This window comes from Bradyrhizobium sp. USDA 4461 (assembly GCF_054055655.1).
In genome coordinates, this window is the sequence record NZ_JBSRXM010000001.1 from 2,851,808 (window position 1) to 2,864,763 (window position 12,956).

The window sequence follows — 12,956 nt, forward strand, 5'->3', positions numbered from 1 at the left end:
CTGGCGGTTCTGTGCGGAGAGGTTAGCGGAGGAAATCGGGGCCGTCATCAGTGCTCCTGCGCGTGGTTGCACGATCGCGCCGCCTATTCCGCTGTCGTCCCTGCGAAAGCAGGGACCCATAACCACAGGGTGGTGTTGTTGAAGTGAGCTGTGGCCCCCGCGCTGGCCAAGCAATTGTCATTGGTGGTTATGGGTCACGGGTCGCGCGGAGCCTGTCATCGGGCGGCGCTTCGCGCCGACCCGTTGGCTTGCCCGGGACGACATCGAATATGTGGTGCTCGCTTGAGGATCATAGACCCGCAATCTCGCGGCCGATTGAGTCCGAGTCTTGCGTTTAGTTGCCCTGCGCCTTGTTCATGAAGTGAGCAGAAGGAAGCTCGGACAGAACATGTCGCGAGACAAAACGCGCCGAAGCCGGGCCGCGCTTACTTCACCGCGGAGAAGCGGGTGTCGAACGAGTTGGTCTGAACGACAGGTGCGGAGCCGGCGAGCTGGGTCGACGAGGTCGGAGCCGGTGCGGCGGCTGCGGTGTCGGTCGCCTGCGGCTTCGGCGCGGGCTTGGCGGCTTGCTTCGGCTCCGCCTTCGGGGCGACGCGAACCACCGATTGCGGCTTGGCTTCGGCGACCTTCGGCTTGGCGGGCGTGGCAGCGGCTGGCGCCGGCGCGGTCGCCTTGCTGGCGTCGGCGGTGGCGCCGCCGATGCCGACCTTGCGGGCAAAGCTCGAGAAGAAGCCTTCGGACTTGTCGGACGCATTCGCCGAAGCGACGCGGGTGTTGGCCGCAGGTGCGGTCGAGGAGGTCGTCGCCACCACCGGCTCTTCCTGCTGGACCGCGAGATTGGGCCGCGGCGGATTGACCGTGCCTGGGATCGTGCCGGGCGCGCGCGCCAGCGCCATCGAGGCCAGCGCCTGGCTGTCACCACCTTCGGACAGGCCGGTGTTTCCTTCCGGAATCTTGGAGGCGAAGATCGCGTTCATGCCGCCGTCGATGCCGGTGTTGAGGCGCGCCACCGGCGTGCCCTTGGACACCAGCTTGGCGATCTCGGCGTCGTCGCGCTGCTGCTTCTCGCGCACCGCGCTCGTGATCTCCTCGGGGATCACATAGGCCGGGCACTTCGCCGACGCGTTGAACACCGGATCGCGGGTCGCATCCGGCGGCTTCACCGCATCGAACACGTATTTCTTCTCGCAGAAGTCGACCTTCGGCTCCTGCTTCGTCACCTCGAAATGATCATTGCCTTCCTTGATCATCTTCCAGAAAGGCATGTTCGGGTTGTTGCGGTGCTTGGCCATGTTCACCGGCGTCATCCGGAACGGATAGGCCTGGAACTGGAACGCCTTCTGGCCGCCGAAGAAGGATTCGCGACCGAGCGAGTAGATCTCGGCGATCTGCTCGTCGGTCATCGCGTAGCAGCCGCGCGACGAGCAGTCGCCATGCACCATCAGCTCCGAGCCGGTTCGGCCGAGCGCCTTGTCGAAGGCGTTGGGATAGCCGGTGTTGAACGAGAGATAGTAGGCCGACTGCGGATTCATCTGGCTCGGGTTGATGGAATAGAATCCTTCCGGCGCCTGGCGGTCGCCTTCGCGGACCTTGGGGCCGAGGTCGCCCGACCAGCGGCAGATCGGATAGGTCTTGAGCAGCGCGAACTGGCCGGATCGGGTCTGCTTCCAGACCTCGAGCTCGGCCTCCTGCTTGAACAGGCGGACCAGGATCGGCGACTGCAGATCCATGTCCTTCTCGGCCATGGCGGCGACGAGCTTTGGCGGGACCGGCTGGTTGGCCTTGGCGTTCTGGGCGAGCGAGATCTGGTCGCTGTCACAACCGGCGAGCATGACGCCCGCGGCGAGGACTGCCGAAGTCAGAAGCGCGCGTACGAGCGTGCGATGAGTCAAGTCCGAGCTCCACACCCACCGGGCGATTTTCGCGACCCCAACACGGCGAATATGCCCTGAAGCCATTGTGTAAAATATTAGCCTTCGACCACCCCTGCTCGCAACCTGAACCGGGGCTGACAGCCTTCACGGTAGCAGGCATGGTTCAAGGAACGTTAAAGACCCGGCTCGGGGCCCAATTGCGGCAAAATTGGTCGATTTGGGCGAAAAATCCGGCCGTTTGGGCGCCTCAGCCCAGCTTGCGGCCGATATCGAGGAACTTCTGGCGCCGCTGTTTGCGAATCGCGTCCGGATCAAGATTTCGTAGGTCGTTGAGTGCCTGGGCGATCGCGTCGCCGGTGGTCGCGATCATCGCGGCGGGGTCGCGATGCGCGCCGCCGGAGGGCTCCTTGAGGATTTGGTCGATCACGCCGAAGCGCAGCATGTCCTGCGCGGTGATCTTCATGCTGTTGGCGGCTTCCTGCGCCTTGCTGCCGTCGCGCCACAGGATCGAGGAGGCCGCCTCCGGCGAGATCACGCTGTAGATCGCGTGCTCCATCATCAGGACGCGGTTGGCGGTGGTGATCGCGATCGCGCCGCCCGACATGCCCTCGCCGGTGACGATCGCGACATTGGGCACGCCGAGTGACAGGCAGGCGTCGGTCGAGCGCGCGATCGCCTCGGCCTGGCCGCGCTCCTCCGCGCCGATGCCGGGATAGGCGCCGGCGGAATCGACGATCGACAGCACCGGGATGCCGAAGCGATCGGCCATCTCCATCAGGCGCACCGCCTTGCGGTAGCCTTCGGGGCGCGCCATGCCGAAATTGTGCTTGATGCGGCTGTCGGTGGTGGCGCCCTTCTCCTGGCCGACCACGCAGATGCTCTCGCCGCGGAAGCGGCCGAAGCCGCCGATCAGCGCCTCGTCGTCGGCGAATTTGCGGTCGCCGGCCATCGGCGTGAATTCGGTGATCAGGCCACTGACGAAATCGGTGAAGTGCGGCCGCTGCGGATGCCGCGCCACCAGCGTCTTCTGCCACGGTGTCAGATTGGCATAGAGGTCGGTCAGCGCCTGCGCCGCCTTGTCCTCGATCCGCGCGACCTCGTCACCGATGTCGCTGCCGCTGGCGGCAAGCGTGCGCAACTCGTCGATCTTGGATTCAAGCTCGGCGACGGGTTTTTCGAAGTCGAGATAGCTGCGCATCGGGTCGGGCATCAACTTAATATAGGGAGGAACAATGCGAGGGGCGAAGCGGATTCGGCGGTGACAAGAGAAGTTTTGTAACTTCAATCGGTTAACGCGCATTCAGCGGAATGCACGCTTCGGGATCGCAGGCAGGCCACGCTCTTTCTGCGGAGACGGCGCGGAAGTCAAGGCGGATCAGGTGAAGGTATCGAGGTCTCCAACGCTCGTAGCCCGGATGGAGCGAAGCGTAATCCGGGGTAGATCGGGCTACGGATGGTCTGTCCCGGATTGCGCTGCGCTTCATCCGGGCTACGGGGCCTGCGACGTTTCCGCCAGCGGATGCAGGTCGCGGACCAGGCTCTTCAGCCGCTCCTCGACCACATGGGTATAGATTTGGGTGGTCGAGATATCGGTATGGCCGAGCAGGGTCTGCACGATGCGCAAATCCGCGCCATTGTGCAGCAGATGGCTGGCGAACGCATGACGTAACACGTGCGGGGAGACCAGCCGGGGCGCAAGGCCGGAAGCCGCCGCAAGCTCCTTCAGGTCGCGGGCAAAATGCTGCCGGGTCAAATGGCCGCTCTCGCCGGAGGACGGAAACAGCCATTTCGATGCTGCTGCCTTCTTCGCCTTCGGCTGCATCACCTCCAACGCGGCGAGGTAGTCCGCCATCGCCTGGCGCGAGGCCTCGTTCAGCGGCACCAGCCGCTCCTTGTTGCCCTTGCCGCGCACCACGATCATCCGCGCATCGCGCCGCGCCGCGGAGACCGGCAGCGACACCAGCTCGGAGACGCGCAGGCCGGTGGCGTAGAGCACTTCGAGCAGGCAATACAGCCGCAGCGCGCGCAGCCGTTGCGCCGGCGAGACATCGGTCCGGGTCAGTTCCTTGGCACGGGTCAGCATGCGGTCGACGTCGGCGATCGACAGCACTTTGGGCAGGCCGCGGCCGCGCTTCGGCCCGGACAGGATCGCGGCGGGATCGTCGGCTCGGACCTGCTCGTTGAGCAGGAAGCGGTAGAGATGCCGCATCGCCGACAGCCGCCGCGCCACGCTGGTCGACTTGAAGCCCCTGGTATCGAGGTCGGCGAGGTAGCCGCGCAGCGCCTCGGTGTCGGCAGTGGTGAAATCGGCGCCGGCATGGGCGAGGTAACCGGAGAAATCGGTGAGGTCGCGCCGGTAGGCGTCGAGCGTGTTGAGGCCTGCGCCCTGTTCCGCGGCGAGCATGTCGAGGAACAACGCGGTCAGTTTGGCGTCGGAGGACTTGGCAGGCGGCTTGGTCTGAACCTTGGCTGGCATGCCGGAATCATAGCGGCTATTTCTTGAGGAACTTATCGGGCGGAATGGTCACGGTCATTTCCCGCGGTTTCGGCTGCACGAAATTCGCCAGCGCGAAGACGATGCCGTACCCGATCCCGAAAATCACGGCGACGACCGTCAGGAAGCGGAACAGGCTGGGCATAGAGGCGACTCGGGCGGCGAATTAACCAATGAAATCATCCAACATGTTCCCCGCGCGGTTGCAAGAGTCGCTGGTAACGGTATCGCCGGGGGTAGTATAGGTGGCTCGAATTCCAAACAATTCGTCCCAATATCCGAGCTTTTTGATGTCCGACGCAGCCGTACCGGCACCCACCCACCCGACCCTGGAGGCCGATATCGCGGCCGCGCTGGGGCTGCGGTCGATCGTGCTGGTCGGCATGATGGGGGCCGGCAAGTCGACCATCGGCCGGCGGATGGCGGCGCGGCTCAAGCTGCCCTTTGCCGATGCCGACACCGAGATCGAGGCGGCGGCCCGCATGACGATCCCGGAAATCTTCGAAACCCATGGCGAGCCCTATTTCCGCGACGGCGAGGCGCGGGTGATCGCCCGCATCCTCGACAGCGGCCCGGTCGTGCTGGCGACCGGCGGCGGCGCCTTCATGCGCGATGAGACCCGCAACCGGATCCGCGACCGCGCGATCTCGATCTGGCTCAAGGCCGACAGTGATATCATCATGCGCCGGGTCCGCCGCCGCGCCGACCGTCCGCTGCTGCAGACCGCCGACCCGGAGGCGACCGTCAACCGGCTGCTCAGCGAGCGCGAGCCGGTCTACAAGAATGCCGACCTGACGATTGCCTCGCGCGACGTGCCGCACGATCGCATCGTCGACGAATGCCTCGCGGCCCTGCATGCGCATCTGTGCGGCGTGCGTCCGGCCGGCGGGCCGCCACCTGATGGATTGAACGCGACCTCATGACTGCGCCCTTGAAACACTCCGCCTCCGTTACCGTCGACGTCGCGCTCGGCGACCGTGCCTATGACATTGTCATCGGCCGCGACGTGCTGGCCTCGCTCGGCGAACGCGTCGCGGCGCTGCGGCCCGGCGTGCGCACCGCTATTGTCACCGACCGCACCGTCGCCAAGCACTGGCTGGAGCCGACCGAAGCGTCGCTTAAGGCCGCGGGCGTGCCGACATCGCAGATCGTCGTCGAGGAGGGCGAGGGCTCGAAGAGCTACGCGACGCTGACGCAGGTCAGCGAGGCGCTGATCGCGGCGAAGATCGAGCGCAACGATCTGGTGATCGCGCTGGGCGGCGGCGTGGTCGGCGATCTTGCCGGCTTCGCGGCCGCGATCCTGCGCCGCGGCGTCGATTTCGTGCAGGTGCCGACCTCGCTGCTGGCGCAGGTCGATTCCTCGGTCGGCGGCAAGACCGGCATCAACTCGCCGCAGGGCAAGAATTTGATCGGTGCCTTCCATCAGCCGGTGCTGGTCATCGCCGACACCTCGGTGCTCGATACGCTGTCGCCGCGCCAGTTCCGCGCCGGCTACGCCGAGGTCGCGAAATACGGCATCCTCGGCGACGAAGCGTTCTTCGCCTGGCTGGAGAAGAATCACGCCGACATCTTCGGGGGCGGCGCCGGGCGCGAGCACGCGATCGCCACCTCCTGCCGCGCCAAGGCCGGCGTCGTCTCCCGCGACGAGCGCGAGACCGGCGAACGTGCGCTGCTCAATCTCGGCCACACTTTCGGCCATGCGCTGGAAGCCGCGACCGGCTTCTCCGATCGCCTGTTCCACGGCGAGGGCGTCTCGGTCGGCATGGTGCTGGCAGCGGAATTCTCGGCGCAGCTCGGGATGATCTCGTCCGACGATGCGACCCGCATCGCGCGTCATCTTTCCGCGGTAGGGTTGCCGACGCGCCTGCAGGATATCGCAGGCTTTACGCAGGAAGGCCTTGTCGATGCCGACGCATTGCTGGCGCTGATGGCGCAGGACAAGAAGGTCAAGCGCGGCAAGCTCACTTTCATTCTGCTGGAAGCGGTCGGCCGCGCCGTGATTGCCAACAATGTCGAGCCGCAGCCGGTGCGCGACTTCCTGCAAGCCAAGCTCAAGGCCTAGAGCGGGATGACTCTTCTTCGAATCGTCACCCCGCTCTGTCTGCTTGATTCGAGCATGATCTTTTCGGAAAAGCGCTGCACACTTTTCCGGATCATGCTCTAGCCACGGATCATTTCAGTGGGATGGTTGACCTTCTCGATCGTGTTGCTCTGTCTCTTGATCTCGGCGTTCTTCGCGGCGAGTGAGACGGCGCTGACCGGCGCCTCGCGCGCCAGCATGCTGCGGCTGTCGAAGCAGGGCAACACCGATGCCGGAGTGGTCTCGAAACTGTTCAACATGCGCGAGCGGATGATCGGCGCGCTGCTGCTCGGCAACAACATTGCCAATATCGGCGCCTCGGCGCTGGCAACGGGCGTGTTCACCGCCTGGTTCGGCGATGTCGGCGTGCTCTATGCCACCGCTGTGATGACTGTAATGGTCGTGGTATTCGCCGAGGTGCTGCCCAAGACCATCGCGATCAACGCGCCCGACCGCATCTCGCTCTTGGTCGCGCGGCCGATGCGGCTGACGATCTTCGTGCTGGGGCCGTTGCTCACCATCATCGAGGCCATCGTGCTGGCGCTGATGAAGCTGCTCGGCATCAAGGTCGGCGCGCATCAGGCGGTGCTGTCGCCGACCGAACGTCTGCGCGGCGCGGTCGATCTCTTGCATCACGAGGGCAAGGTCGAGAAGCAGGACCGCGACATGCTCGGAGGTTTGCTGGACCTCAGCGAGTTGCAGGTCTCCGACGTGATGGTCCATCGCACCGAGATGACCATGGTCAACGCCGACCTGCCGCCCGAGGAGCTGGTGCGCGAGGTGCTGGCCAGCGAATACACCCGCATCCCGCTATGGCGGGAGAAGCCCGAGAACATCGTCGGCGTGTTGCACGCCAAGGACCTGCTGCGCGCGATCCGCGCCAATGAGGGCGACATGTCCGCGATCGATGCCTCGGCGATCGCGCTGCCGCCCTGGTTCGTGCCGGAGATGCGCCCGGTCTCCGAGCAGCTGAAGGCGTTCCGCCGCCGCAAGACCCACTTCGCCCTCGTGGTCGACGAGTATGGCGAGGTCGAAGGCATGGTGACGCTGGAGGACATCCTGGAGGAGATCGTCGGCGACATCTCCGACGAGCACGACATCGTCGTCGCCGGTGTCCGCGCCCAGCCGGACGGCTCGGTCGTGGTCGACGGCTCGGTGCCGATCCGCGACCTCAACCGCGCGATGGACTGGCGCCTGCCGGACGAGGAGGCGACCACGGTCGCCGGCCTCGTGATTCACGAGGCGCGCTCGATCCCGGAGCGCGGCCAGAGCTTCACCTTCCACGGCTTCCGCTTCCGCGTGCTCCGCCGCGAGCGCAACCGCATCACCGCGCTGCGCATCACAGCCGTGCCGCGCGAGGCCGAGCTGGAGGAGAAGAAGCCGAAGCGGGCAGGGACAGCGTTCTAGGCGGGTACAGCACACGCAAGCCTCTCTCCGTCACCCTGAGGAGCCGCGCAGCGGCGTCTCGAAGGGTCGACGGCCCGGCTGGTGGCCGTGCATCCTTCGAGACGCCGCTTCGCGGCTCCTCAGGATGACGGGTTGAACGAAGCCGTCGGCCTACTCGATATCGATCGAGATGCCCGACAGCTTCCACGCGCCGTCGGAGGGGATGAAGCCGAGCTGGTACTTCACCTGCTTGGGCCTGGTGTCGAAATGGCCTTTCAGCCGCAACACGCCCTTGTCGTCGATCTTGGCGTCCTCATCGAGCGTGATCGGCTTGGCGACCACGGCGTCGAACACCGCGTGCTTGTCGACCAGGTCCTTGAAGATGGTCTTCAGCTTGTCCGGCGAAAACTGGTCGCGGAACGGTTTCGATATCTTGGCGTGGAATACGGTGAAATTGTTGGCGGCCACCGCATCGTTGAGCGACACCAGGATGCTCTTGATCAGCACCTCCTGGACGAACGGGCTCGGCATATCCAGCGCCGAGGCCGGGCGCATCGCACAGATCAGGAGCAGGCCGGCAGCGGTGACGATCGACCGGAAACGTGGCCAGCAAGGGATCATCAACGGCCCCATATCATGCGTGGCGACCCGTGGTTTCCCTGCTCGCATCGGGAGCAGGTCCATCGCCGGAGGTATCATCCTCATAACGGAAAACCGCTGCTTCGTCTTGCGGCAAGCGCGAGCTAGCGCGGCTTTTCCCCGGGGCCGTGGGCATGGATCGCCAGCGCATGCACCGAGCCGGCGAGTTCCGGCGCCAGCGTCGCATTTATCATGCGATGGCGTTCGATCCGGCTCTTCCCTTCGAAGGCCGGAGACACAATATATACCCTGAAATGCGTCTCCCCGCCTGGCCTGTGGCCGGCGTGGCCTTCATGCAGATGTGACTCATCGACGACGTCGAGGCTTTCCGGCAAGAAAGCTTCACGCAACTTGTTTATGATAGCGTCTTTGGTGCTCATGGCGGCGGAGTTAGGTTCGCGACGGCTTTTCGTCAATGGTGCTAGCGGGAAACGAGGTCTGCGCAATGTCAAGACTTGAAGATTTGTGCATTGCGTAGTCAAAGAGAACATGCCGATCGATTCATCAAAATTCTTCGACTCCATTCGCATCAAGCCGACCAAGGTGAGTGCGAAGCGCCAGGCGCAGGCCGGCGAGCAGGCCGTGACCTGCGAGTGGGCGGGTTGCCAGAACAAGGGTGCGCACCGCGCCCCGAAGGGCCGCGAGAATTCGCGCGAGTATTGGCACTTCTGTCTCGACCATGTCCGCGAATACAACCAGTCCTATAACTTCTTCCAGGGCATGAATCCTGACGACGTCGCGCGCTACCAGAAGGACGCGCTGACCGGTCATCGGCCGACCTGGAAGATGGGCGCCAACAACGGCAAGAAGGAGAGCGGTCTCGATGCCGCCTCCGATCCGTTCCACGTGTTCTCCGAACTCAACGGCCGCGGCCGTTGGCGGCCCGGCCCGGGCGGCGCGGAGCCCAAGCCCGAGACCCGCAAGGTCATGAACGCCGAGCGCAAGGCACTGATGGTGATGGGGCTCGGTGCCGGCGCGACGCTGGACGACGTCAAGTCGAAGTACAAGGCGCTGGTCAAGCAGCACCACCCCGACGCCAATGGCGGCGACCGCTCCACCGAGGATCGCCTGATCGAGATCATCAAGGCGTATAATTATCTGAAGACCGTGGTGCGCGAGGCGTAAGCCATCACCGTCGTCGCCCCTGTGAGTGGGTGGCTCCGCCGTCGTCCAACGGTGCGGTTTTGTAGCCCGGATGAAGCGAAGCGTAATCCGGGACCCCTCTAACCGCGGTCACACCGCTCCCGGATTTCGCTGCGCTCCATCCGGGCTACGGTTCGCGGTTGGCTCTCAGCCCTTCGGCACCGCCCCGACATAGGACGAACTCGGCCGGATCAGGCGGCCGGTGCGGCGCTGCTCCAGCGCGTGCGCGGTCCAGCCGGCGGCGCGGGCCACCGCGAAGATCGGCGTGAACGCCTGCCGCGGGATTTCCAGCCCGTCGAGCAGGATCGCGGTGAAGAACTCGACATTGGTCTCCAGCGGCCGCTCCGGATTCTTCTTCTGCAGCGCCTCGCGGATATAGGCCTCGACCTCTGCTGCAAACGGCAGGTCGGCCCCGTTTGCCTCGAGGCGTTCGATCGCGACCTTGAGCACGTCGGCGCGCGGGTCGCGCACGCGGTAGACGCGATGGCCGAAGCCCATCAACCGTTCGCCATGCGCCAGTGCGCCGTCGACCCAGGGCTTGATTCGCTCGCGTGTGCCGATCGCATCCAGCATCTCCAGCACCGGCTCCGGCGCGCCGCCATGCAGCGGGCCGGTCAGCGCGCAATAGCCGCCGGTGATGGCCGCGAACAGATCGGCCTGGGTCGATGCGATCACCCGTGTCGTGAAGGTCGACGCATTCATGCCGTGATCGCAGACCGTGACGAGATAGGCGTCAAGCGCTGTGATCTCGCGCGGCGCGGCCTTGCGGCCCAGCAGCATGTGCAGCGTGTCGGCGGCGTGGCTGACATTCGGATCGGGCGCGATCGGGGCGTGTCCCTTGGCTTGCTGCACCAGCGCACCCGCGATCACCGGGAAGGCGCCGACAATGGTCGCCTCGTGCTCCAGCCCGTTCTCGCTGCGCAGGCCGGCGATCGCGGCGCGGAAGCCGTCGACAATAGACATGCCGCGGGTCGCCGGCAGCAGGTCCGGCAGGCGAGCGAAGGCGCGTTCGCGGGCGGCGCCGAGGCTTGAGCGGACATTGGCCTCGCTCAGCGACTTGCCGGTGGCGCCGTTCCACAGCCGCGCCGTGACGGCCTCGAAGCTCGACGTGCCGGCGAGGCTCGCGACGTGCTCGCCGGCGATGATCAATTCGCCGCGCTCGCCGTCGACATGGCTCAACACGGTCTCGGCGGCGGGAACGCCGTCCAGACCGATCTGGCTCTTGGTGACAATCATGTTCATGACCCGATCTCCTTGCTTCACGCCTCGAAGGTCGGGCCTCTCGACGAGTTGATCAATCTTGATTATATAAATCAATATGAAAAAATCCGCCGAGCTCTACCTCTCCGCCCGCGAGGCCGCCGCCGAGCTCGCGATCTCGCCGGCGACCCTCTACGCCTATGTCAGTCGTGGCCTGATCCGCTCCGAGCCGTCGCCGGATTCGCGCAGCCACCGCTACCGCGCCGAGGACATCAGGGGCCTGAAGGAACGCCGCGTGCCGTCGCCGGAGCCGCGCGGCTTTCGCAATTTCGATGCCGATTTGCCGGTGATGGATTCGGCGATCGCGACCATCACCGAGCAGGGCCCGATCTATCGCGGCGTGAACTGCGTCGATCTTGCCGAGCGGGATACGCTGGAGCACACCGCGACGCTGCTCTGGGATGTCACCGACGTCGATCCGTTTGCCTCGGACAATTGTCCGCATGTCTCGGACGAGATGCGCTTGATCGCCGAGGCCGCGCGCCGCGCCCAGCCGATCGACCGCACGGTGGCCGTGCTGGCGCTGGCGGCGAGTGCCGATCCCGGCGCCTTCACCCGCGCGCCCGACGGCCGCGCGATGGTCGGCGGCCGCATCTTGCGGCTCTTGGTCGCGACCATGCTGAACGCCGCGCCATCGGCGGACCCGCTCCACGAGCAGGTGGCTCGGGTCTGGACGCCCGACAACAAGCACGCACCGGATCTGATTCGCCGCGCGCTGGTGCTGCTCGCCGATCACGAATTGAATGCCTCGACCTTCACCGCGCGCTGCGCGGCGTCGACCGGACTCAATCTGTATGACGCCGTGATCGCAGGTCTCGTTGCGCTGAAGGGGCCGATGCATGGTGGCGCCGGCGTGCTCGCCTCGCGCCTGGTCAGGACGATGATCGACAATGACGTTGCGCCGGTGGTTCGCGAGCGGGTCGCGCTCGGCGAGCGCTTCGCCGGCTTCGGACACGGCGTCTACAAGAAGGGCGATCCGCGCGCGATCTCGCTGCTCGAAGCGCTGACGCGGGCCGGCGCGCCGCGCAAATTCACCAGGGAGGTGCCGGAGCGGATCGCGGAGGCGACTGGCGAATTCGTCAACATCGACTATGCGCTGGCGGTACTGGTGCAAGCCCTGCGGATGCCCGCAGGCAGCGAGCTCGCGCTGTTTGCGATGGCTCGCAATGTCGGCTGGATTGCGCATGCCAGCGAGCAGCTTCAACTCGGCAAGCTGATCAGGCCCCGCGCGCGCTATGTCGGACCGGCACCCGGGCGGGCCGCTTCGACCAATAGTATCTAGAGCATGATCCGGAAAAGTGGAGGCCGGTTTTCCGAGCAGATCATGCTCAAATAAAAGCTATTCTGCCGGCTTGGACGGTTCGATCAGGCCGCCGCCGTGGCGGCGGCGAATGGTCCAGATCGCAAGCGCCAGGATGACCGCGCCGCCGGCGACCGCAAACATCCAGAGATGCTTGCCGACATGTTGATGATGCGGCAGGCCGGCATAGTCGTGCAGCGCAGTGACCGCGAGCACGCCGGGCAGCACATGCGCCGGCGCCCAGAGCAGGATTGCGGGGATGTTGACGGCGTAGAAGCGCTGAGGCGGCATGTCGAGCGCGCCGGCGGTGATCGGCACGAAGGCGCGAATCGGCGGCACGAACCGGGCGAAGAATACCGCGAGCACCCCCCAGCGGTTGAAGAAGGCCTCGCTCTGCGCGACCACCCGCGGATAGTTGGAGAGCGGCCAGGCGGAGAGGATCTCGCGCTGGCTGCGGTAGCCGATCAGATAGGCGGTGCCGTCGCCGAGCATGGCGCCGCAGGCCGCGGCGGCCAGAACTGGCACCAGCTTCAATTCGCCGCCCGGCACCAGCGCGCTCAGCGCCAGGATGATGGTCGAACCTGGCACCAGCGAGCCGACCACCGGGACAGCTTCCAGCAGGGCGGCCAGAAACAGCGTCAGATAGGCGAGCCAGGCATGGGCCGAGACGAAGGCGATCAGGGGGTCAAGGAATGAAGTCACAAAAATCCCATGCGGCGGTGATAAAACGGCTTCGAGAGCTAACAACTCCCCGCCGGGCTGAAAAGTGCCCGGCAGGGC

At 65.5% G+C, this 12,956-nt stretch carries 13 protein-coding genes; 5 read left to right on the forward strand and 8 right to left on the reverse strand.

Annotated elements, in window-relative coordinates; all coding sequences use genetic code 11:
- Positions 1 to 425: 425 nt before the first annotated feature.
- From ACVINW_RS13295 to ACVINW_RS13310, 4 genes are all read right to left on the reverse strand, one after another.
- Positions 426 to 1,892, reverse strand: a complete 1,467-nt coding sequence (locus ACVINW_RS13295; RefSeq protein ID WP_456751709.1) for a L,D-transpeptidase family protein — start codon at positions 1,890 to 1,892, stop codon at positions 426 to 428.
- Between the two features lie 229 nt (positions 1,893 to 2,121).
- Positions 2,122 to 3,084, reverse strand: coding sequence for an acetyl-CoA carboxylase carboxyltransferase subunit alpha (locus tag ACVINW_RS13300; RefSeq protein ID WP_456751710.1), 963 nt, complete (start codon positions 3,082 to 3,084; stop codon positions 2,122 to 2,124).
- Between the two features lie 279 nt (positions 3,085 to 3,363).
- Positions 3,364 to 4,350 (reverse strand): site-specific tyrosine recombinase XerD, encoded by a 987-nt coding sequence (gene xerD, locus ACVINW_RS13305; protein ID WP_456751711.1) that lies wholly within the window; start codon positions 4,348 to 4,350, stop codon positions 3,364 to 3,366.
- 16 nt (positions 4,351 to 4,366) lie between these two features.
- A complete protein-coding gene (locus tag ACVINW_RS13310) occupies positions 4,367 to 4,513 on the reverse strand; it encodes a hypothetical protein (protein ID WP_021081569.1) in 147 nt (48 codons plus the stop codon).
- Between the two features lie 145 nt (positions 4,514 to 4,658).
- Between ACVINW_RS13310 and ACVINW_RS13315 the strand changes: the two genes are divergently transcribed.
- The 3 genes from ACVINW_RS13315 to ACVINW_RS13325 all read left to right on the forward strand — a co-directional run bounded on the left by ACVINW_RS13315 (position 4,659) and on the right by ACVINW_RS13325 (position 7,855).
- On the forward strand, positions 4,659 to 5,291 hold the full coding sequence (locus ACVINW_RS13315) for a shikimate kinase (RefSeq protein WP_456751712.1): 633 nt from the start codon (positions 4,659 to 4,661) through the stop codon (positions 5,289 to 5,291).
- Entirely contained in the window at positions 5,288 to 6,430 is a 1,143-nt protein-coding gene (gene aroB / locus ACVINW_RS13320) for a 3-dehydroquinate synthase (RefSeq protein WP_456751713.1), read from the forward strand. The genes ACVINW_RS13315 and aroB overlap by 4 nt, the downstream gene beginning before the upstream one ends.
- A gap of 117 nt (positions 6,431 to 6,547) precedes the next feature.
- Entirely contained in the window at positions 6,548 to 7,855 is a 1,308-nt protein-coding gene (locus ACVINW_RS13325; RefSeq protein WP_456751714.1) for an HlyC/CorC family transporter, read from the forward strand.
- 150 nt (positions 7,856 to 8,005) lie between these two features.
- On the opposite strand, the gene ACVINW_RS13330 is transcribed toward ACVINW_RS13325, so the two are convergent.
- Positions 8,006 to 8,455, reverse strand: a complete 450-nt coding sequence (locus ACVINW_RS13330) for a hypothetical protein (RefSeq protein WP_456751715.1) — start codon at positions 8,453 to 8,455, stop codon at positions 8,006 to 8,008.
- 122 nt (positions 8,456 to 8,577) lie between these two features.
- Positions 8,578 to 8,853: a BolA family protein gene (locus ACVINW_RS13335; protein WP_456751716.1), complete on the reverse strand. Its 276-nt coding sequence runs from the start codon at positions 8,851 to 8,853 to the stop codon at positions 8,578 to 8,580.
- 109 nt (positions 8,854 to 8,962) lie between these two features.
- Between ACVINW_RS13335 and ACVINW_RS13340 the strand changes: the two genes are divergently transcribed.
- On the forward strand, positions 8,963 to 9,598 hold the full coding sequence (locus ACVINW_RS13340; RefSeq protein ID WP_456751717.1) for a J domain-containing protein: 636 nt from the start codon (positions 8,963 to 8,965) through the stop codon (positions 9,596 to 9,598).
- A gap of 165 nt (positions 9,599 to 9,763) precedes the next feature.
- On the opposite strand, the gene ACVINW_RS13345 is transcribed toward ACVINW_RS13340, so the two are convergent.
- Complete coding sequence (locus ACVINW_RS13345; protein WP_456751718.1) at positions 9,764 to 10,858, reverse strand: citrate synthase/methylcitrate synthase; 1,095 nt, start codon at positions 10,856 to 10,858, stop codon at positions 9,764 to 9,766.
- Between the two features lie 76 nt (positions 10,859 to 10,934).
- Here ACVINW_RS13345 and ACVINW_RS13350 point away from each other — a divergent pair, with 76 nt between their 5' ends.
- The gene (locus tag ACVINW_RS13350; RefSeq protein ID WP_456751719.1) at positions 10,935 to 12,158 is read left to right on the forward strand and encodes a citrate/2-methylcitrate synthase; all 1,224 of its coding nucleotides are present in this window, start codon (positions 10,935 to 10,937) and stop codon (positions 12,156 to 12,158) included.
- A gap of 57 nt (positions 12,159 to 12,215) precedes the next feature.
- Here the strand turns inward: ACVINW_RS13350 and ACVINW_RS13355 are convergent, their stop codons facing one another.
- On the reverse strand, positions 12,216 to 12,878 hold the full coding sequence (locus tag ACVINW_RS13355) for a DedA family protein (protein ID WP_456751720.1): 663 nt from the start codon (positions 12,876 to 12,878) through the stop codon (positions 12,216 to 12,218).
- Positions 12,879 to 12,956: the final 78 nt, after the last annotated feature.